The sequence below is a fragment of the Sphingobium sp. EP60837 genome (assembly GCF_001658005.1).
Lineage (GTDB): Bacteria > Pseudomonadota > Alphaproteobacteria > Sphingomonadales > Sphingomonadaceae > Sphingobium > Sphingobium tyrosinilyticum.
Map to the genome: position 1 here is coordinate 1631334 of NZ_CP015986.1, position 20348 is coordinate 1651681.

Genomic DNA, 20348 nt, shown 5'->3' on the forward strand with positions numbered 1-20348 from the left:
GGAAAATCCATGGCCGACATTCCAGCTCGCACCGAAATGCGCGTCACCACTGGCCCCATCCGTGGCTCGCGCAAAATCCATGTCGGCCCGCTCAAGGTCGCCATGCGCGAGATCGATCTGGAGCCGGGCAGCGGCGAGCCACCGGTGCGGGTCTATGACACCTCTGGTCCTTACACCGACCCGAATGCGCGCATAGACATCATGGCGGGCCTGCCGCAACTGCGCCGTGACTGGATCATCGGCCGTGGCGATGTCGAGGAATATGACGCCCGTGTGATCAAGCCGGAGGACAATGGCCTCAAAGGTCCCGACCGCAGCGGCGGCGTCCAGCCCTTCCCCAACCTCGTCATACGCCCCTTGCGCGCCAAGCCGGGTATGAACGTCTCCCAGATGCATTATGCCCGCCGCGGCATCATCACGCCGGAGATGGAATATGTCGCCGAGCGCGAGAATCTCGGCCGCGCCCGCCTCGCCGAATTTGTCCGTGATGGCCAGGATTGGGGCGCGGAAATCCCCGATTATGTGACGCCCGAGTTCGTCCGTGACGAGGTCGCGCGCGGCCGCGCCATCATCCCCAACAACATCAACCACCCGGAATCGGAGCCGATGGCGATCGGCCGAAATTTCCTGGTGAAGATCAACGCGAACATCGGCAACAGCGCCGTCGCCTCCGATGTGGCGAGCGAAGTCGACAAGCTAGTGTGGTCGATCCGCTGGGGCGCGGATACTGTGATGGACCTGTCGACCGGCCGCAACATCCACGACACCCGTGAATGGATCCTGCGCAACTCGCCGGTCCCGATCGGCACCGTGCCGATCTATCAGGCGCTGGAGAAGGTCGGCGGCATTGCCGAGGAACTGACCTGGGACATCTTCCGCGACACGCTGATCGAGCAGGCCGAGCAGGGCGTGGATTATTTCACCATCCATGCGGGCGTGCGCCTGCCCTATATTCCGATGACCGCCAAGCGCGTCACCGGCATCGTCTCGCGCGGCGGGTCGATCATGGCGAAATGGTGCTTGGCCCATCACAAGGAAAGCTTCCTCTACGAACATTTCGACGAGATCACCGAAATCATGAAGGCTTATGACATCGCCTATTCGCTGGGTGATGGCCTGCGCCCCGGATCAATCGCCGACGCCAATGACGAGGCGCAGTTCGCCGAACTCTATACGCTGGGCGAACTCACCAAGCGCGCCTGGGAACAGGATGTGCAGGTGATGATCGAAGGCCCCGGCCATGTGCCGATGCACAAGATCAAGCAGAATATGGACAAGCAGCTCGAAGCCTGCGGCGAGGCGCCCTTCTACACGCTCGGGCCGCTCACCACCGACATTGCGCCGGGCTATGACCATATCACCAGCGGCATCGGCGCGGCCATGATCGGCTGGTACGGCACGGCGATGCTCTGCTACGTCACGCCCAAGGAGCATCTGGGCCTGCCCGATCGCGACGACGTCAAGGTGGGTGTGGTTACCTACAAGCTCGCCGCCCACGCCGCCGACCTTGCAAAGGGCCACCCGGCCGCCAAGGTCCGTGACGATGCGCTGAGCCGCGCCCGCTTCGAATTCCGCTGGCGCGATCAGTTCAACCTGTCGCTCGACCCCGACACCGCGGAGAAATATCACGACCAGACGCTGCCGGCCGAGGGCGCGAAGAGTGCGCACTTCTGCTCGATGTGCGGCCCCAAATTCTGCTCGATGAAAATCACGCAGGAGGTAAGGGATTTCGCCGCGAAGCAGAATCAGCCCGCGGACGCCTTCATCGCTGCGGAAGATGCGGAGAAAGGCATGGCCGAAATGAGCGAGATCTTCCGGCAGACCGGCAGCGAACTTTATATGGGCGCTGGCGACCGCGAGCGCGATTGACGGAACGGGTGAGCAGGTCGCGGCGCCTGCTCACCAACCTTCACCAGTGATGAAATCGCATTCGCGCGGGCGCCAAGGCTGGCGGGTCGCGGCGGCTTATCTATGTCGATGAGGAGTAGTCCTGCCCCAGAAACATCGATGATGGAATGAAAGTTTCTGGGAAATCTGGAGCGGGCGAAGGGATTCGAACCCTCGACCCCAACCTTGGCAAGGTTGTGCTCTACCCCTGAGCTACGCCCGCTCTGGCGGCCGGAGGAGATGTCCCTCTCGGCGGGTGAGGCGGGCAACTAGCAGCGCTTATTCACCTCGGCAAGGGAGAAATGGCGGGCAGCGTAAATTTCTTCAAATCGCTGTCTGCATCTGCATCCTGTCTTTTTCGGCTTGGCGTGACGCGGCTCGCTGTTAGTCTGCGGCCTGCATCTTTTCGGATAATCCAGGATCATCTTCGGCCGTGCTTCGTCATGGGATCGAGCCGGTAACAGGAGGAGAGGCTTATGACGTCCGACCATCTGACGCGCCGCGGCCTTTTGCAAGGGAGCGCGGCGGCCGCTGCAGCGTTTCCGGCCGTGGGTCAGGCGCAGGCTGCGCCGGGACGCCAGCCCCAATCGAGCAAGGGAGAGCCCATGGTTGCCGTCGAACTGACCGTAAATGGCCGGGAAGCGCATCTGCAACTCGACCCGCGCACCACGTTGCTGGATGCACTGCGGGAACATCTGCACCTCACCGGCACCAAAAAGGGCTGCGATCATGGCCAGTGCGGCGCTTGCACGGTCATCGTCGAAGGGCGGCGGATCAACAGTTGCCTGACGCTGGCGGTCATGCATGAAGGCGAGACAGTGACCACGACCGAGGGCCTTGGATCGCCTGAAAAGCTGCACCCGATGCAGCGCGCCTTCATCACCCATGACGGTTATCAGTGCGGTTACTGCACGCCGGGGCAAATCTGCTCGGCGGTCGCCATGCTGGAGGAGATGGAGGCTGGCATCCCCAGTCATGCAACGGCGAATCTTGAGAAGGTCGCCTTTAGCGACGCGGAACTGCGCGAGCGGATGAGCGGCAATATCTGCCGCTGCGCCGCCTATCCCAACATCATCGCCGCCATCCGCGATGCAGCAGGGGAGGACAACGCGTGAGACCCTTCAGCTACAGCCGCGCCGCGAGTCCCGAGGAAGCGGCGAAGGCCGCCGCCAGCATGCCGGGCGCCCGCTTCATCGCGGGGGGCACCAACCTGCTCGACCTCATGAAGCTGCAGATCGAAACGCCTGCCCATCTGATCGATGTCAATCGCCTTGGCCTGGACCGGATCGAAAGGACGCAAGACGGCGGCCTCAGGATCGGTGCGCTCGTGCGCAATACCGATTTGGCTGCCGACAAGACGGTGCGCCGTGACTATGCGGTGTTGAGCCGCGCCCTGCTCGCCGGGGCATCGGGCCAGCTGCGCAACAAGGCGACGACGGCTGGAAACCTGCTCCAGCGCACCCGTTGCCCCTATTTCTATGACACGCGCATGCCCTGCAACAAACGCAAGCCCGGCAGTGGCTGCGGCGCGTTGAAGGGGATCAGCCGCAGCCTGGCGATCATCGGCACGAGCGACGCCTGCATTGCCCAGCACCCGTCCGACATGGCGGTGGCGATGCGGCTGCTCGACGCCAATGTCGATACGCTGGCCGCAGATGGCGCGCGCCGGTCCATTCCGATCGCGGATTTTCACCTGCTGCCTGGCGATACGCCGCATGTCGAACATGTGCTGAAGCCCGGCGAACTCATCACTTCGGTCACGTTGCCCCAGCCGCTGGGCGGCGCCCATGTCTATCGCAAGGTTCGGGACCGTAGTTCCTATGCCTTTGCGCTCGTCTCAGTGGCGGCCGTTTTCGGCAAGGATGGCGGCGCACGCTTCGCCTTTGGCGGCCTTGCTCCCAAGCCCTGGCGGGTCGAAGCCGCAGAAGCCGCCGCGCCACGAGGAGCCGCTGCCGTGGCGGAGGCGGCGCTGGCCGGAGCACGGCCCACCGCGCAGAACGCTTTCAAGCAGGGGCTGACCGCTCGCACGCTTGTATCCGTCTTTCAGCAGAAGGAGGCCCGGTCGTGAAGTTCGACACGCCTGCCACCAACAATCCCATAGATCGCGGCCGCGTCGTCGGGCTTCCTCATGACCGTATAGACGGGCCGGCGAAAGTTTCCGGCACCGCGCCCTATGCCTATGAGCGTCATGATGTCGCGCCCAATGCAGCCTATGGCTGGATCGTCGGATCGGCCATCGCCAAGGGGCAGATCAGATCTATCGATCTGCGTGCGGCGGAGGCCGCGCCTGGCGTGCTCGGGATCATCACGCATCAGAATGCGGGGCAGCTCGGCAAGGGCAATATGAACACGGCGCATCTGCTGGGCGGGCCGCAGATCGAACATTATGATCAAGCGGTTGCTCTGGTAATCGCCGATACATTCGAAAATGCGCGCGACGCCGCAGAGCTGCTACGCATCGATTATGCGCCGGAACGAGGCCGCTACGATCTTGCCGCCGAACGCGGCAAGGCGGGCGTTCCACAGCCGGGCTTTGGCGGCGATCCCGACAGCAAGGCGGGCGATTTCGAAGGGGCCTTCGCCAAGGCGGCGGTGAAGATCGATCAACATTATACGACCCCCGATCAAAGCCATGCGATGATGGAGCCGCATGCGACCACGGCGGCCTGGAATGGCGACAAGCTTACGCTCTGGACCGCCAACCAGATGGTCGGTTGGGCGGTTGACGAAATGGCGCGTACGCTGAAAATTCCCAAGGCCAATGTCCGGGTTGTCGCGCCCTATATAGGCGGCGGTTTCGGCGCGAAGCTGTTCCTGCGCGCCGACGCGCTGCTGGCGGCGCTTGGCGCACGGTCGGTGGGCCGGCCGGTAAAGGTCGCGCTCGCCCGCCCGCAAATCCCGAACAATACGACGCATCGCCCGGCGACGATTCAGCGCATCCGTCTGGGCGCAAACCGGGACGGCGTCATCGATGCGATCGCGCATGAGGTCTGGTCTGGCGACCTGCCAGGCGGCAGTCCGGAACTGGCGGCGCAGCAGACGCGGCAGCTGTATCGCGGCGCGAACCGCCTGACGTCCCATCGCCTGGCCAAGCTTGACCTGCCCGAAGGCAATGCCATGCGCGCGCCGGGCGAAGCGGTCGGCATGCTGGCGCTGGAAGTTGCGATGGACGAACTGGCCGAAGCGTGCGGCGTCGATCCAGTCGAACTCCGTATCCGCAACGATGTGCAATATGATCCGGAGGCGGGGCCGCAGCGGCCTTTTTCAAGCCGCAAGTTCGTCGAGTGCCTGCGTGAAGGAGCGCAACGCTTCGGCTGGGAGCGGCGCAGCGCCAAGCCAGGACAGATTCGCGACGGCCGCTGGCTGGTCGGCATGGGCATGGCGGCCGCCTTTCGCGGAAATCTGGTCGCGCCCTCCGGGGCGCGGGTGGGCGTGGATGCGCGTGGTCATGTGATCGTGGAAACCGACATGACGGACATCGGCACCGGCAGCTATACGATCCTGGGCCAGACTGCGGCGGAAATGCTGGGCGTGCCACTCGATGGCGTGACAGTGCGGCTGGGCGACAGTCGCTATCCGGTTTCATCGGGGTCGGGTGGACAGTTTGGGGCCAACAGTTCAACCGCCGGCGTCTATGCCGCCTGCGTGGCGTTGCGCGCCAAGCTGGCCGAGGCGGCGGGCTTTCCGGCCGATCAGGCGCTGTTCGAGGATGGTCTGGTGCGACTGGGCAACAAGTCGCAAAAACTTGGCGCGTTGGCGGGACGCGACGGGCTGTGGGCGGAGGATCGCATCGAGTTCGGCGATCTCGCCAAACGCTATGCGCAGGCGACGTTCGGAGCGCATTTCTGTGAAGTGGGCGTCGATATCGATACGGCGGAGGTGCGCGTTCGCCGCATGGGCGGAGCCTTCGCTGCCGGACGGATTCTCAATCCCAAATCGGCGCGCAGCCAGGTCATTGGCGCGATGACGATGGGCGTTGGCGCCGCGTTGATGGAGGAACTGACGGTCGATACCCGCTTCGGCTTCTTCGTCAATCACGACATGGCCGAATATCTCGTGCCGGTGCATGCCGACATTCCGGAGCAGGATGTCTTCTTCCTGGATGAGCTGGACGATAAAAGCTCGCCCATGAAGGCCAAGGGCGTTGGTGAACTCGGCATTTGCGGCGCGGGAGCGGCCGTCGCGAACGCGATCTATAATGCGACGGGCATCCGGCTCAGGGACTATCCGCTTACCATCGACAAGCTGCTGGCGCGGGCGGACGGCTCAGCGCTCACTTGACGGCGCAGCCCCTTTCCGCTTGAGCCTTCCCATTGCCAGGAGGAAAGGGGAGGCTTAAGGCTGCGGCATGAAATATGCACTATCGTATATAATTTGTGCCATGCTGCCCTCGCTTGCCGCTGCCCAGCCGGGGGTGGGAGAGAGGCCCGAGGCCCGTATCGTCATCACCGGCGCGGGCCTACCGCTGCCGCCCGGCACGCCCGCTTATGGATCGGTAGTGATCGAGCGGGAGCGCCTTCTCAACAGCGCGTCGGGCCGTCTGGAAAATGTCCTGAGCGATGTCGCAGGCTTTCAGCAGTTCCGCCGCTCCGACAGCCGTTCCGCCAATCCGTCCGCCCAGGGCGCGACATTGCGGGCGCTGGGCGGCAATGCGTCCAGTCGCACGCTGCTGCTGCTCGACGGCGTGCCGATGGCTGATCCCTTCTTTGGCTACATCCCGTTTAGCGCGCTGACGCCTGAGCGTCTTTCCGGCATCCGGGTCACGCGGGGCGGTGGGGTGGGGCCCTTCGGCGCGGGCGCCGTCGCGGGAACCATCGAACTGGCGAGCGCCACGCGCGATCAGCTGCCGCTCATCGCCGCAAGCGCGCTTTATGGCAGCCGCGATTCGTCCGAGCTGTCGGCCAGCGTTTCACCCGATCTGGGCAGCGGTTATGTGACCCTTTCGGGCCGTTGGGACCGGGGCGACGGCTTTCAGACGACGCCCGCCGGTCAGCGCGTCGCCGCCACGGTTCCCGCTGCCTATGACGGCTGGTCGGCCAATCTCCGGGCGGTCGCCCCCCTGTCGGCCACGTCGGAACTGCAGTTTCGTACGACGCTGTTCCGTGACCAGCGCACGCTGCGCTTTCGTGGCGCGGACAGTATGAGTGAAGGGCAGGATGCGAGCATCCGCTATGTCTCTCGCGGGCGCTGGCAGGTTGATACGCTCGCCTATCTGCAGGCGCGCAACTTCACGAACATCGTGATTTCGGCCACGCCGCCCTTCCGCAAATCGCTCGATCAGCGCGCCACGCCGTCGACCGGCATTGGAGGAAAGATCGAACTGCGTCCCCCCGTAGGCAATGCTCACCTGCTCCGGATCGGCGCCGATAGCCGGTTCGCGAGCGGCGATATGTTCGAAAATGCCTATAATGCGAGCTTGCCCAGCAATCCCGTCACGGCGCGCCGCCACGCCGGGGGCAAGCAGCTGACCACCGGCTTCTTCGCCGAGGATGACTGGACGATCGGCCGTCTGGTGCTGACCGCAGGCGCCCGGGCGGATCGCTGGTCGATCAGCGATGGCTTCTTCCGCGCCACTGCGGCGGTGCCTGTCGCCAACGAATTTCCTGACCGCAGCGGGTGGGAATATTCCGGCCGCGCGGGTCTGCTCTATCGGATAAATGAAGCTTTCACCCTGCGAGGGGCCGCCTATACCGGCTTCCGCCTGCCGACCCTCAATGAACTATACCGGCCGTTCGTGGTGGCGTCTGCCGCATCCATGGTGACGACGCAGGCCAATCCCGCGCTCGCCAACGAAAAGCTGAAAGGGATGGAGGCGGGGGTCGATCTCATGCCCGTCGCCGGGGTCACGCTCGCGGCCACCGCCTTTTACAATCGCCTGGACAATGCGATCGGCAATGTCACGCTCAGCTCCTCGGTCGTGAACGGCCGAACCATCGTCGTGCGGGAACGGCAGAATATCGATCGTATCCTGGCCAAGGGCATCGAACTGACCGCGTCGGCCCGCGCGGGCGATTTTCAGCTGGCGGCATCCTATGCCTACAGCCACAGCAGCGTCCGCGCGCCGGGCGAGGATTTCGACGGCCTCACGCCCGCGCAGAGCCCTCGGCACGCCGCCAGCGCCACGCTGTCGTGGCAAGCTGCTAGGGGGCCGCAGCTTTCCACGACCTTGCGCTATGTGTCCCGGCAATTTGAAGACGACCTTCAGACCGACATTCTCCCTAGTGCGCTCACGGTCGATGCCGTCGCTCGAGTGCCCCTCGCGCGCGGGCTGACGGTTGTTGCGCGCGGCGAGAATCTCTTCGATGAAGAGGTGGTCACGCGCAATGCGGGGGGCTCGATCGATCTCGGCACGCCGCGCACCTTGTGGGTCGGATTGGCGCTAGCCCGCTGAACTGCGTGCTTCTTGCTCCACTTTAGTGAGGGCAGGCGCACCCTTTGCTACAGCGGCCGGAACGATCCGACTTGAGGCTGTGTGCGCGCGTTTTCAGATGACCCCACTGGGGTTCCCTTCCCCCAAGCACGATTGACCGAATTCCGTTCGCCCAGCCCGGCGGAACTGGAAATCTTTGCCAGCCTGGCAGGCCCTGTGCAAAGCGTGGCCCGCAATCGCACGATCCGGCGTGAGGGGGATAGGCCGCAATCCGTCTATATGCTGGTGGATGGCTGGGTCCTGAGCAGCATGACGCTCGCGGATGGCAGCCGCCAGATCGTGAAAGTCCACCTGCCGGGCGATATGTTGGGATCGCCCAGCGTCGCGCTCGACCGCGCGGCTGAGACGCTGACCGCGCTCACGCCCGTCAAGCTGCGGCCGATCAGCCTTTCGGCGCTGGGAAGCCTGTTCATGCGCACCCCGCACATGGCGGCGCTGCTATTCCTCAGCGCGCAGCAGGAACGGGTGATCCTCATGGACCGGCTCTGCTCGATCGGCCGCACCTCGGCCGAATGCCGCCTTGCCGCCTTTCTGGTGCATCTTCACGATCGCCTGAAACGTATCCGGCCGGACATGGGCCCGCGCTTTGAGCATCCGCTGACCCAGGAACAGATTGGCGACACTATCGGTCTCACCGCCGTCCATGTGAATCGGGTGTTTCGTGGGCTGGAGGAAAAGAAGCTCATCCTGCGCGACGGTCACAGCATCGAATTGCTCGACATCGCCGCGCTGCGCAGGCTCAGCGGTGTGTCCGCAAGGACGCTGGCGCAGGATCTCAGCTGGCTGCCCAAGCCCTTACACTGAGCCAGACATTTTTTCTCGCTGTCGATCAGGAGGAGGGGGGAAATGGTGCTGCCGGCGAGGATTGAACTCGCGACCTCAGCCTTACCAAGGATGCGCTCTACCACTGAGCTACGGCAGCACTTTCACCATCCGCAGAGCCTTTCGGGCTGCGGAGCCGGGCCTATGGCCGCGCGCGTCCCGCTTGTCAAGGCGGGTTGCGGCGGGCAGCGCAATTTGCTTATGGCGCGGCCATGACAAGCGGGCAGGACGATCGCAAGGCACGGCTGGCGCAGGCTCTGCGCGACAATCTGCGCCGTCGCAAGGCGCAGGCGCGCGAGGGGACGAGCGAATCTCCACCGCCTGTCTCCACGCCGAAGGATGAGGACGAGCGGGGGAGCTAAGTTCCGCCGCCCCTCGATCACAAGGGTGCGCAGGCCGCCTGCAGCCAAGCCAGCGCATCGCCCTCCAATTGCGGTCCCACAATCTCGATCACCTTCGCATGATAGGCGTCGATCCACTGCCGTTCCTCGGCCGTGAGCAACTCGACGGCGATGGCGTTGCGATCGATCGGTGCGAAGGTCAGTGTTTCAAAGCCCAGCATCTCACGTTCCGCGCCGGGCACTTTGCGCCGTTCCACCAGCACCAGATTTTCGATGCGGATGCCATATTCGCCGGTCTTGTAATAGCCGGGCTCGTTGGACAGGATCATGCCGGGCTGCAGCGGTTCATCGCCGCCGCCAAAGGTCGCGATCCGTTGTGGTCCCTCATGCACCGACAGGAAGCTGCCGACGCCATGGCCCGTGCCATGGGCGTAATCCAGCCCCTCTGCCCAAAGGAACTGCCGCGCCAGCACATCGAGCTGGCTGCCCCGCGTGCCGGCAGGGAACTGCGCCCGGCCAAGCGCGATATGCCCTTTCAGCACCAGGGTGAAACGGTGCTTCATCTCTTCGCTGGGTCTGCCAACGGCGATTGTCCGGGTCACATCGGTCGTGCCGTCGCGATATTGGCCGCCCGAATCGACCAGGTAGAAGCTACCCGGCTCGATCCGACGGTTCGTCTTTTCCTCGACGCGGTAATGCACGACCGCGCCATTGGGGCCTGCGCCGCTGATCGTGTCGAACGACAGGTCCTCCAACAGCCCCGTATCCTTGCGGAACGCCTCCAGCCGAGCAGCCGCCGATAGCTCGTCAATTCCGCCGCCGGGCGCCTCTGTAGCTATCCAGTGCAGGAAGCGGGTCAGGGCTGCGCCGTCACGCGCCTGCGCCGCCTTGTGCCCCGCGATTTCAACGCTGTTCTTGACCGCCTTGGGTAGGACGGCGGGGTCGCGCAGCGGCAGCACTTTCGCGCCGCCCGCTTCCAACGCGTCGAAGATCGCGGCCACGGCCCGCTCCGGATCGGCTGCCACGGCCTTGCCCGAAAATGCTTTCAGCGCGTCGCCGAAATCGGCGCGTGGATGCACCCGCACGGCATTGCCCAGATGCTGCACCAGCGCCTCGTCTATCTTTTCCGGCGCGACATACAGGTCCGCCGTCGCATCGGCATGCACGACCGCATAGGCCAACGCGACCGGCGTGCGCGCGACGTCCTTGCCCCGAATGTTGAAAGTCCAGGCGATCGAATCGAGCGCGGACAGAACCACCGCATCGGCCTTCCGCGCCGTCAGCCAGTCCGCCATCGCCTGCCGCTTTTCCGCAGCGTTCTGCCCGGCGTAGCGATCATCGTGAACAACGAGCCTTGCCTCGCTGGGGGCAGGCCGATCGGGCCAAACCGCATCGATCGGATTGCTATCGACCGCCACCAGCGCCGCCCCGCGCTCCGCGAGCGCTTCGCTCGCCGCTTTCGCCCAGGCGCGCGTGTGGAGCCAGGGATCATAGCCGATCCGGCCGCCCTCGGGCGCATGGACGCCCAGCCAGGCCGCCACCGAAGTCTGCGGCACGCTCTCATAATGCCAATGCGCGGCATCGACCTGCTCGCGCACCTGCAGCGTATAGCGTCCATCGACAAAGATCGCCGCTTCTTCCGGCAACACCACCGCGCTGCCCGCCGATCCGTGAAACCCCGTCAGCCAGGCAAGCCGCTGGGCGTAAGCGCCGACATATTCGCTCATATGCTCATCGGTCAGCGGCACGACGAAGCCATCCAGATGCACGCGCACCAGCTGCGTACGCAGGGCCTTCAGACGGTCTTCATAGGTGGACATCGCAATTCCCTTGATCCAGAGCCCTTGCGCAAGGCGCTTCATAGCCAACATAAGCAGGCATATAGGCTTATGCCAGCATGTCACCGATCGAGAACTTGGACCCTGAATGACCGTCAACAGCACGCCCCCCTCCGCAGCCCGCCGTCCGCACAGCTTCACCCGCCACGGCATCACGGTGGAGGATAGCTGGGCGTGGCTTCGCGATCCGGGCTATCCGGATGTGAAGGACAAGGATGTCCTTGCTTATCTGGACGAGGAGAACGGCTTCTTCGAAAGCGCGATGCAGCCGCACAAGGCGCTGACCGACGGCCTGTTTGCCGAGATGAAGGGCCGCATCAAGGAAGATGACAGCTCCGTCCCGCAGAAGGATGGCGACTATGTCTATTGGCGCGCCTTCGAAATCGGCGCGCAATATCGCAAATGGTATCGCCGCCCCGTCGCTGGGGGCGAGGACCAGTTGATCCTTGACGAACCCGCGCTCGCGGAAGGCCATGAATATTTCCGCCTGGGCGCGCTTTCGGTGAGCCCGGACGGCCGCTACCTCGCTTATGCCATCGACAATAATGGGTCGGAGCGGTTCGAGGCGCGGATAAAGGATCTGTTCACTGGCGAAATCCTGCCGGAGGTCATTCCCGACACCCTGTCATCGCTTGTGTGGACCAGCGACAGCAAGGGTCTGCTCTACGGCATCGCCAACGACCAGTGGCGCACCGACAATGCGCGGCTTCATTGGCTGGGCCAGCCGGTGGAGAGCGATGTCGAACTGTTCCATGAGGATGATGACGGCTTCCGCGTCTCGGTCGGCCTTACCTCCTCGGAGAAATGGATCGTCATCGCGACCGGCGACCATGTGACGACCGAAAGCTGGCTGCTGCCCGCCGACAATCCGCTGGCGGAGCCGCTGTTGGTTTCCGCGCGCAAGCCGGGCCGCGAATATGATGTCGATGAGCATGAAGGCACGCTCTACATCCGCACCAATGATAGCCATCCCAATTTCCGGCTGGTGAAGGCGTCGCTGGCGGCCCCTGGGGAATGGGCGGAAGTGATCCCGGCGGACCAGCATTTTTACCTCACCGACTTCACCCTGTTCAAAGGCTTCTACGTCACCGAAGGGCGGCAGGACGGGCTCGACCAGATCGAACTGCGCGATTACGCGACCCATTCGGCCAAGCGCATTCCTTTTCCGGAAGCCAGCTATTCGGCCAGCCTCGACGACAATCCCGAATATGACGTGACGGAGCTGCGCATCGGTTATGAATCGATGGTCACCCCGGACACGATTTATGACTATCATCTTGGTTCGGGTGAGCTGGAGGTCCTGAAGGTCCAGGAAATTCCGTCCGGTTACGATGCCAGCCGCTATGCGACCGAAAGGCTGACGATCCCCGCGCGCGACGGCACGCCGATCCCGGTGTCGATCGTCTATCCCAAGGACCTGCCTCGCGACGGCAGCGCGCCGTTGCACCTTTATGGCTATGGCGCCTATGGCATCGCCATGGAGCCGGGCTTCTCCACCAGCCGCCTGTCGCTGCTCGATCGCGGCTTCGCCTTCGCGCTCGCCCATATCCGCGGCGGCGATGACCTTGGCCAGCAATGGTATCTCGACGGCAAGCTGGACAAGCGGATCAACACCTTCAACGATTTCGTCGATGTGGCGAAGGGCCTGATCGATCTGGGCTATACGTCGAAGGGCCGGATCAGCATTTCCGGCGGATCTGCGGGCGGCGAGCTGATGGGTGCGGTCGTCAACAGCGATCCCGATCTATGGGGCGCGGTGGTGGCGCATGTGCCTTTCGTCGATGTGCTCAACACCATGCTGGACGAAAGCCTGCCGCTTACGCCCGGAGAATGGCCCGAATGGGGCAACCCGATCGAGGACAAGGACGCGTTCGAGACCATTCTTTCCTATGATCCCTATAATAATGTGAAGGCGCAATCCTACCCACCGCTGATGGTGACGGCTGGTCTCAACGATCCGCGCGTCACCTATTGGGAGCCCGCCAAATGGGTGGCGAAGCTGCGCGCCACCAAGACGGACGACAATATCCTGCTGCTCAAGACCAATATGGGCGCGGGCCATGGCGGCAAGTCGGGGCGTTTCGAAAGCCTTCATGAGACGGCGGAGGAATTTGCCTTCATCCTGTGGCAGATGGGCGTGGCGGAGTGAACATATCCAGTTCTTTCTCGTTCGCCCTGAGCCTGTCGAAGGGCCTTCTTCTTCTAGGAAGACAGAGGAAGGGCTTCGACAAGCTCAGTTCGAACTGACGGGAGATTTAATGGCCTCCACCTACACCACCCAGATCACCGCAGGCCCCGAGCATATCGATGTTCTCGGCCATGTGAACAATGCCGTCTGGGTGCAGTGGATGGAGCAGGTCGCGACCGAACATTGGACCCGCGACGCCGTGCCCGAGCATCTCGACGCCTATGTCTGGGTCGTGACCCGGCATGAGATCGACTATCGCGGCAATGTGAAGGAAGGCGAGACGGTCACTGTACGCACCTGGATTCCCCAGGGGCCGCGTGGCGCGCGCTTCGACCGGCACATGGAATTCATCGGCCCGGACGGCAAGGTCAGGGTCGCGGCCAAGTCCACCTGGGCGATCATCGACAGGGAAAGCGGCCGCATCCTGCGTGTGCCCACGGAAGTCGCGGCCCCGTTCCTGGACGCCTGACTGTTACGCTTGCCGCTTTCTCCCGGAACTCCGTTCAGGGATGGGTCGTTCTCCGCCCCACCAACAGTGACAGGAGAGACTATGCGTAAGATCGGTTATTCTCTGCGCGCCTTTGCCGCTGCCTCGGCGCTTTTCCTCGCCGCCGGTCCCGCACTCGCAGGGGACGAGGAACAGGCGCTGAAGGCCATTGCGCAGGCGCAAGGCAAGATTGACGCCGCCGCCAAGCTGAAGACGGGTCAATATGATCCCGCCGTCCTGGCCAGGGCTCAGGCATCGCTGCGCCTCGCTCAGGAAAGGCTGAAGAGCGGCAAGGAGCAGGACGCCATCAAGGCTGCGGTTGAAGCGCAGGGCTTTGCGGACACGGCGATCGGGCAGAGCCAGGCCAGCGCCCAGACGGACGCGCAGGTTCAGGCATCGACCGCTGCGGCCGCGCAGCAGGACGCCGCTGCCGCCAATGCGCGTGCGGACGCCGCCGAACGCGCCGCCGCCTCCGCCGCGGCCGACGCGCAGGCAGCCCGCGCTGCGGCTGCGACGGCTCCCGTACCCGCCAGCACCACTGTGACCACGGAAACCGTCAAGACTGCGCCTGTCACCACCGTCCGCAAGGCGGCTCCCGCCAAGCGCAAGGTGGTGCGCAAGACGACCCGCGCGCCCGTACGCGCCACGGTGGTGGAAAAGACGACGACCACCGTCACCAACCGCTGACAGGAAACGGGACGGCTCCTGCTTCGTGCGGGAGCCGTCCGGTTCGCAAGATCAGAAAATTCCTACTGCGCCTTGCGCCCACAGAAGCGCGACCAGCAGCAGCAATCCGCTAGCCAGCAGGACGCGCCGCCGCCGATCCTGAATGAAGTGCGCCGCCAGCTCATAACTGCCCGCCGCGCCGACAAGCAGGGCTGCCGCTACCGCAAAGTCGAAGCTGGTCCAGCGCACCTCGTCGGTGAACTGCATCGCCACCAGCGGAGCCAGCAGGATCAGGGCGATCACCGCCCAGGACAGATACCGCCAGTTCAATCTGATCCCGCGCTCCATCATCCGTCCCCTCACTACACCGGCGCTGCTGTTTCTGCGGCGTAACCCACAACGGCGGGCTCCGCATCGCCTTCGCTGCGCTCCGACGCCTGGCGCGCCCACATGGCGGCATAGAGCCCATCGGCCCGCACCAGATCCGCATGCCGTCCGCGCTCGACGACCCGGCCTTGATCCAGCACGATGATCTCGTCCGCGTCCACTACCGTCGAAAGCCGATGCGCCACGACCAGCGTCGTTCTTTTGCGCGATATATTGCGCAGCACGGCCTGGATCTCGGTCTCGGTGCGGCTGTCGAGCGCGCTCGTCGCCTCGTCCAGCACCAGCACCGGCGGGTCCTTCAGCAGCGTCCGCGCGATCGCCACGCGCTGCTTTTCGCCGCCCGACAGCTTCAGGCCCCGCTCACCCACCCGCGTGGCATAGCCCTGCGGCAAGCGCATGATGAAATCATGGATGGACGCCGCCTTGGCTGCTTTCTCGATCTCGGCCTGCGTGGCGTCGGCGCGGCCATAGCCGATATTATAGCCGACCGTGTCGTTGAACAGCACCATGTCCTGCGGCACGATCCCGATCGCGGCGCGCAGCGATGCCTGCGTCACGCGTGAAATATCCTGCCCGTCGATCAGGATGCGCCCAGCCTGGATGTCGTAGAAACGGAAGAGCGTCCGCGCGATCGTGGACTTTCCCGCGCCCGACGGTCCGACGATCGCCAATGTCTTGCCGGCGGGCACCGTGAAGCTCACATCATGCAATATCTCGCGATCGGCGTCATAGCCAAAGCGCACATGCTCAAACCGCACTTCACCGCCATGTGTGTGCAGCATGGGCGCATCCGGCGCGTCGCCAATCTCCGCCGGTGTGTCGATCAGCTTGTACATCGCCTCCATGTCGATGACGCCCTGCCGGATGGTGCGATAGACCATGCCCAGCAGATCGAGCGGCCGGAACAGCTGGGCCAGCAGCGTATTCACCAGCACCACGTCGCCAGTGGTGAAGCTGCCCCGGCTCCATCCCCACACCGTATAGCCCATCGCCCCGGCCATCATGAGGTTGGTGATCAGCGACTGGCCGATGTTCAGCCAGGCGAGGCTATTCTCCGACTTCACCGCCGCTTCGGCATAGCGCCGCATCGCCGTGCCGTAACGCGCCGCCTCCCGCTCCTCTGCGCCGAAATATTTGACCGTCTCGAAATTCAGCAGGCTATCGACTGCATGCGCGACCGCATTGGTGTCCATGTCCACCATGTCGCGCCGAAGCTGGTTGCGCCATTCGGTGATCGTGCGGGTGAACCAGATGTAGAGCGCGACCATCGCCAGCGTCGCCGCGACCAGGCCGGGGCCGAATTTCACGAAGAAGATGATGCAGACCGCCGCCAGTTCCAGCACCGTGGGCGCGATGTTGAACAGCAGGAAGTAGAGCATCGTGTCGATGCTCTTCGTCCCACGCTCGACGATCTTGGTGACCGCGCCGGTCCGCCGGTCGAGGTGGAAGCGCAGCGACAGGCGGTGGAGATGGACGAACACATCGTCCGACAGCCGCCGCCCGGCTTCCTGCCCGACGCGTTCGAACACCGCATTACGCAGATTGTCGAACAGCACGCTGCCAAAACGCGCGCCCGCATAGGCGACCACCAGCGCGACGGCGAGCCCGGCGGCGGGCTCCATCCCCGGCGCCATCCGGTCCACCGCGCCCTTATAGGCAAAGGGCATGGCAAGGCTGACGACCTTCGCCAGCAGGACCAGCAGCATGGCGATGGTGACACGCCGTCGCAGCGCCGGCGCATCGGCTGGCCAGAGATAGGGTAGAAAACGCCGCAGCGTCGCCCAGACGGGGGGGAGTGGTGTGTTGTCAGGGGTGGATGGCGGCATGGGGGCTATGTAGGTCCGAAGTGCCTACCCCACAATAAGCCCCTCCCGCTGGTGGAGCGGAAGGGGAGGGTGCGATTGCGCAGCAATCGCCAGCAACGTCTCTACCAATCCAGCGGTCGCTTCGCTCGCCGACCCACCCAACCCTTCAAACGAGTCACGCGCCTCGTTTGAACTTGAAAGGGAGGGGTGCGGATCAATCCCGCAGCAATTCGTTGATCCCCGTTTTCGACCGCGTCTGCGCGTCCACCCGCTTCACGATGACCGCGCAGTAGAGGCTCGGCCCAGGCGTGCCGTCAGGCAGCGGCTTGCCCGGCAGGTTGCCTGGCACGACCACCGAATAAGGCGGCACTTCGCCCATGAAGACCTCGCCGGTGGTGCGGTCGATGATCTTGGTGGACTGGCCGATGAACACGCCCATCGACAGCACCGAGCCCTTGCCGATGCGCACGCCTTCGACCACTTCGGAACGCGCGCCGATGAAGCAGTTATCTTCGATGATGACCGGGTCTGCCTGCAGCGGTTCCAGTACGCCACCGATGCCGACGCCGCCCGAAAGGTGCACATTCTTACCGATCTGCGCGCAGCTGCCGACCGTCACCCAGGTATCGACCATCGTCCCTTCATCGACGAACGCGCCGATGTTCACGAAGCTCGGCATCAGGATGACGTTCTTCGCGATATGCGCGCCCGCGCGAGCGAACGAACCCGGCACCGCGCGGAAACCGGCAGCGCGAAAAGCGGCTTCGTCCCAGCCTGCGAACTTGCTAGGCACCTTGTCCCACCAATGGCCCGCACCCGGGCCATTATCGATCATGACATTGTCGTTGAGGCGGAAGGAGAGCAGCACCGCCTTCTTCAGCCACTGATTGACCTGCCAACCGTCGCCCGTGGGCTCCGCTACGCGCGCCGCGCCGCTGTCCAGCATCGCCAGCGCCTTGTCCACGGCCTGGCGCACCGCACCCTGCGTGGAAACGCTCACATTGGCCCGGTCCTCCCAGGCGGCGTCGATGGTGGCGATCAGATCTTGGCTCATGGTCTTTCCCCAATGATGTCGGCCAGGAATGGCGTCAGATGGTCGGTTTCAAAATCGATGAAGTCCGGATGATGCTCGTGATTGCCCGCTTCGGAGCCATTATTCACCCAGATGGTTGTCATGCCGATCGCCTTGGCGGGCTTCAGGTTGCGCGCCATATCCTCGAAAAAGGCGGCGCGCGTCGGGTTGACGCCATGCACGCGGCACAGTTCGGCATAGCCCGACGGATCGGGCTTGGGCACATATTGGCAGGCATGGATGTCGTGGATCAGCTCGAACGCGCCGGAAAGGCCCAGCTTGTCCAGCACGCGCCCCGCATAAGCCGCATCGCCATTGGTGAAGATCAGGCGGCGGCCGGTCAGGGCGGTGATATAGGCGTTCAGCGCCTCGTCCACCTCAAGCCGATCCATCGAAATGTCATGGACATAGTCGAGGAAAGCACGCGGCTCGATGCCGTGATGGTGCATCAGGCCCGACAGCGTCGTCCCATGCTCCATGAAATAGCGCTTCTGCGTGGCCTTCGCGACATCAGGGTCGCAGCCGAGTAGCCCCTGGATGAACTCGCCCATCTTGACGTCGATCAGCGCGAACAGGTCCGCCTTCGCCGGATACAGCGTATTGTCCAGATCGAAGATCCAGCAATCGACATGGGCAAGTTCTGCGCGCATGGCCGCGCCCTAATCCTGTGCGGCAGGGAGGGCAAGTGACTAACCCTCCTGCGCGCGGCGTTGGGAGCTAGCAGTTTGGCGCGTCGCTATCCTCATAGAAGGTCTGCACCGCCGCCCAGGCTTCCTCCGCCGTTTCAACCCAGGTCAGCAGGTTGAGGTCCGACGGCGAAATCACGCCTTCGTCAGCCAGCGCATCGAAATCCACCACTCGCGTCCAGAATTCGCGCCCGAACAGCAATATGGGAATCGGCTTCATCTTCCCCGTCTGGATCAGCGTCAGCAATTCGAACATCTCGTCGAACGTGCCAAAGCCGCCCGGAAACACTGCCAAAGCTCGCGCGCGCAGCAGGAAGTGCATCTTGCGTAGGGCGAAATAGTGGAACTGGAAACTCAGTTCCGGCGTCACGAACCGATTGGGCGCCTGTTCATGCGGCAGCACGATATTCATGCCGATCGTCTGCGCGCCGACGTCCGCCGCACCGCGATTGGCCGCCTCCATGATCGAAGGCCCTCCGCCGGAGCACACCACGAAATGGCGGCAACCGGCTTCCGTCACAGGATATTGCGCCGCCGTGCGCGCCAGCTTGCGCGCTTCCTCATAATAGCGCGCTTTTTTCCCAAGATTCTCGGCAATCCGCCGCTGTTCGGGCGTCGTCGCGGCGTCGATCCGCGCTTGCACCTGTTCGGGCTCGGGAATGCGCGCCGATCCATAAAAGACAAAAGTGGATTCGATCCCCGCCTCGTCCATCAGCAGTTGGGGCTTCAGCAACTCCAGCTGAAACCGCACCGGCCGCAGATCCTCGCGCAGCAGAAATTCGGCGTCTTGAAAAGCCAGGCGATAGGCGGAACTGGTTGTTTGGGGAGTGCCAACCGCCTTGCGGGCATCGGCGGCTTCCTGCCGGGCGGGACGGAATTTGCGTTCTTCGATTTCTTTTCTTGTCATTCAGACCAACTTAGGAACGTCAGCGGCAGAATTCACCAGCTTTTCTTGTGATCAGCGGCAAAAATATCCATGTTTTTAAATCCGCTTAGCGGCAAAAGCCGCCGCGGCCGCCCATGTCGAAATGAAAATGATCGCGATGCGCGACATTGTAATCGGGGCTCAACACTGTCCGGAACCGTTTGCAGGCGCTGGCGCGGACGATCTCCAGAAACTGCCGCGTCTGCCGGTCGCCATTCCACCCCTGTTCGATGGTGATCCGCCGCCCGTCGGACAGGACAAAGGCCGACACATCGACGGCATTGCTGTGCGCATGTTCGGACAGCTTCCCACTCCCCGCGATCGGCCGGCAATTATAAGTGCCGAACGTCTCGATGCGCTCGATTTCCGCGCCCAGGATCAACCGTGCGGCGGGCTGTACGCCATAACGCGCCCAGGCCGCGAAATTGGCCGCCAGATTGCAGGTCATTGCGCCCAAATTGGTCGCCGGAACTCCGATGTCGAGCAGCTTGACGCTGCCCATCGCCGTGCAGCCGCCGCCGAAATTCTGGTCGGGCAAGGGGGTGAACAGCACGGATTGCGACTGCAGCTTCACCATACATTGCCGCAGTTCCAGCGGCGGCGGCGCGGCAGGCCGTGCGTCCCGGGGCGCCTTGGACGCGCGTTCCACCCGGCCGCGCGGCACGATGTCTCCCCCGCACGACGCCAGCGCGAAACTCACCGCCAGCAAGGCCGCCTGACCCATGCGGCGCATAGCCATCGTCCCCCAAGCCCGCTCTTTCATGGTCAATCATTTATCATGACAATCTGCCCTGTGGGTTAACGAGCGGAACGG

The 20348-nt window shown here is 63.8% G+C and carries 17 protein-coding genes and 2 tRNA genes; 10 read left to right on the forward strand and 9 right to left on the reverse strand.

Going from position 1 to position 20348, the window contains the following annotated elements; all coding sequences use genetic code 11:
• Positions 1–9 precede the first annotated feature (9 nt).
• On the forward strand, positions 10–1869 hold the full coding sequence (gene thiC, locus EP837_RS07960) for a phosphomethylpyrimidine synthase ThiC (protein WP_066526183.1): 1860 nt from the start codon (positions 10–12) through the stop codon (positions 1867–1869).
• Positions 1870–2035: 166 nt separating this feature from the next.
• On the opposite strand, the gene EP837_RS07965 is transcribed toward thiC, so the two are convergent.
• Positions 2036–2110: transfer RNA gene (locus tag EP837_RS07965), tRNA-Gly, on the reverse strand.
• Between the two features lie 253 nt (positions 2111–2363).
• Between EP837_RS07965 and paoA the strand changes: the two genes are divergently transcribed.
• The 5 genes from paoA (at position 2364) to EP837_RS07990 (ending at position 9121) form a co-directional block, all read left to right on the forward strand.
• Entirely contained in the window at positions 2364–3002 is a 639-nt protein-coding gene (gene paoA, locus EP837_RS07970; RefSeq protein WP_066526185.1) for an aldehyde dehydrogenase iron-sulfur subunit PaoA, read from the forward strand.
• Positions 2999–3955, forward strand: a complete 957-nt coding sequence (locus EP837_RS07975) for an FAD binding domain-containing protein (protein ID WP_066526187.1) — start codon at positions 2999–3001, stop codon at positions 3953–3955. The genes paoA and EP837_RS07975 overlap by 4 nt, the downstream gene beginning before the upstream one ends.
• Positions 3952–6168 (forward strand): aldehyde oxidoreductase molybdenum-binding subunit PaoC, encoded by a 2217-nt coding sequence (gene paoC, locus EP837_RS07980; RefSeq protein ID WP_066526189.1) that lies wholly within the window; start codon positions 3952–3954, stop codon positions 6166–6168. Before EP837_RS07975 ends, paoC begins: the two co-directional genes overlap by 4 nt.
• Before the next feature lie 100 nt (positions 6169–6268).
• A complete protein-coding gene (locus tag EP837_RS07985; RefSeq protein WP_225870516.1) occupies positions 6269–8278 on the forward strand; it encodes a TonB-dependent receptor in 2010 nt (669 codons plus the stop codon).
• A 132-nt stretch (positions 8279–8410) separates the two neighbouring features.
• Positions 8411–9121, forward strand: coding sequence for a Crp/Fnr family transcriptional regulator (locus EP837_RS07990; RefSeq protein WP_197486249.1), 711 nt, complete (start codon positions 8411–8413; stop codon positions 9119–9121).
• A 43-nt stretch (positions 9122–9164) separates the two neighbouring features.
• Here the strand turns inward: EP837_RS07990 and EP837_RS07995 are convergent.
• Positions 9165–9239: transfer RNA gene (locus EP837_RS07995), tRNA-Thr, on the reverse strand.
• A 112-nt stretch (positions 9240–9351) separates the two neighbouring features.
• On the opposite strand from EP837_RS07995, the gene EP837_RS21260 reads away from it, so the two are divergent.
• Positions 9352–9501, forward strand: coding sequence for a hypothetical protein (locus EP837_RS21260; protein ID WP_197486250.1), 150 nt, complete (start codon positions 9352–9354; stop codon positions 9499–9501).
• A gap of 17 nt (positions 9502–9518) precedes the next feature.
• Here the strand turns inward: EP837_RS21260 and EP837_RS08005 are convergent, their stop codons facing one another.
• Positions 9519–11300: an aminopeptidase P family protein gene (locus tag EP837_RS08005; RefSeq protein ID WP_066528977.1), complete on the reverse strand. Its 1782-nt coding sequence runs from the start codon at positions 11298–11300 to the stop codon at positions 9519–9521.
• Between the two features lie 106 nt (positions 11301–11406).
• Here EP837_RS08005 and EP837_RS08010 point away from each other — a divergent pair, with 106 nt between their 5' ends.
• From EP837_RS08010 to EP837_RS08020, 3 genes are all read left to right on the forward strand, one after another.
• On the forward strand, positions 11407–13467 hold the full coding sequence (locus EP837_RS08010) for a S9 family peptidase (RefSeq protein WP_066526194.1): 2061 nt from the start codon (positions 11407–11409) through the stop codon (positions 13465–13467).
• A 109-nt stretch (positions 13468–13576) separates the two neighbouring features.
• Positions 13577–13975, forward strand: a complete 399-nt coding sequence (locus EP837_RS08015) for an acyl-CoA thioesterase (protein WP_066526197.1) — start codon at positions 13577–13579, stop codon at positions 13973–13975.
• Between the two features lie 81 nt (positions 13976–14056).
• Positions 14057–14680: a hypothetical protein gene (locus EP837_RS08020; RefSeq protein WP_066526199.1), complete on the forward strand. Its 624-nt coding sequence runs from the start codon at positions 14057–14059 to the stop codon at positions 14678–14680.
• Between the two features lie 51 nt (positions 14681–14731).
• On the opposite strand, the gene EP837_RS08025 is transcribed toward EP837_RS08020, so the two are convergent.
• From EP837_RS08025 to EP837_RS08050, 6 genes are all read right to left on the reverse strand, one after another.
• Complete coding sequence (locus tag EP837_RS08025; RefSeq protein WP_082919572.1) at positions 14732–15007, reverse strand: hypothetical protein; 276 nt, start codon at positions 15005–15007, stop codon at positions 14732–14734.
• 14 nt (positions 15008–15021) lie between these two features.
• Complete coding sequence (locus EP837_RS08030; protein ID WP_066526207.1) at positions 15022–16872, reverse strand: ABCB family ABC transporter ATP-binding protein/permease; 1851 nt, start codon at positions 16870–16872, stop codon at positions 15022–15024.
• 193 nt (positions 16873–17065) lie between these two features.
• On the reverse strand, positions 17066–17905 hold the full coding sequence (gene dapD, locus EP837_RS08035) for a 2,3,4,5-tetrahydropyridine-2,6-dicarboxylate N-succinyltransferase (protein ID WP_066526213.1): 840 nt from the start codon (positions 17903–17905) through the stop codon (positions 17066–17068).
• Positions 17902–18573: a pyrimidine 5'-nucleotidase gene (locus tag EP837_RS08040; protein WP_066526215.1), complete on the reverse strand. Its 672-nt coding sequence runs from the start codon at positions 18571–18573 to the stop codon at positions 17902–17904. The genes dapD and EP837_RS08040 overlap by 4 nt, the downstream gene beginning before the upstream one ends.
• Before the next feature lie 67 nt (positions 18574–18640).
• Complete coding sequence (locus tag EP837_RS08045; RefSeq protein WP_066526217.1) at positions 18641–19516, reverse strand: LOG family protein; 876 nt, start codon at positions 19514–19516, stop codon at positions 18641–18643.
• Positions 19517–19601: 85 nt separating this feature from the next.
• Entirely contained in the window at positions 19602–20297 is a 696-nt protein-coding gene (locus EP837_RS08050; protein ID WP_066526222.1) for an extensin family protein, read from the reverse strand.
• Positions 20298–20348: the final 51 nt, after the last annotated feature.